Annotated in this window: 1 protein-coding gene; it reads left to right on the forward strand. The window is 39.1% G+C overall.

Features of this window, described 5'->3' with window-relative positions:
- Positions 1-189: 189 nt before the first annotated feature.
- Positions 190-570, forward strand: coding sequence for a MarR family winged helix-turn-helix transcriptional regulator (locus GMD6S_RS09905; RefSeq protein WP_000221641.1), 381 nt, complete (start codon positions 190-192; stop codon positions 568-570).
- The last annotated feature ends 67 nt before the right edge of the window (positions 571-637 follow it).

Raw genomic sequence — 637 nt, forward strand, 5'->3', positions numbered from 1 at the left:
TCCACGAAATAGACTTCTTGCATACCAGTTTACTCTTTTTTCAGAAAATTTCAAGGAAATATTGCAATTCTTCTCTCTTGCACGGATTAGTTAAAAGTAGTATAATCATTGCATGCGCAATCATCTTGTATTGCAGAAACAGTCACTAATGACTTTGTGATTTTTACTTTGAAAAGAAAGGAGAAAGCAATGACCTACTTAGAAAAATGGTTTGACTACAACCGCCATCAAAAAGAAATGGAAGCCTTGTTGGAAGAAACTATTGCCCAGCAGAGTGAACAAAGGCTGAACTTGAAAGAGTTTTACCTGCTCTACTATTTGGATCTAGCCGATGAAAAATCCTTACGACAGATTGATTTACCCGATAAACTCCATCTCAGTCCGAGCGCTGTTTCTCGAATGGTGGCACGATTAGAAGAGAAAAACTGCGGTTTGCTTAGTCGCAGATGTTGCGATCAGGATAGACGGGCTAGTTTTATCTGCCTGACTGACGAGGGACAAACCACCCTAGCTTACCTGCAAAAAGCCGTCGAAGAAAGACTGGAAACGAGTCTTGATTTCATTTCTTAATCAGATTTTTTAAAAAAGTTGCGTGCGCAATCATTTTTCTTGACATTCCTCTTTTCAAGGAGTACAA

Source organism: Streptococcus sp. GMD6S (assembly GCF_000297015.1).

Excerpts from the sequence above, each read along its gene's own strand:
- GMD6S_RS09905 (WP_000221641.1), top strand. The coding sequence starts at position 190 with ATGACCTACTTAGAAAAATGGTTTGACTACAACCGCCATCAAAAAGAA.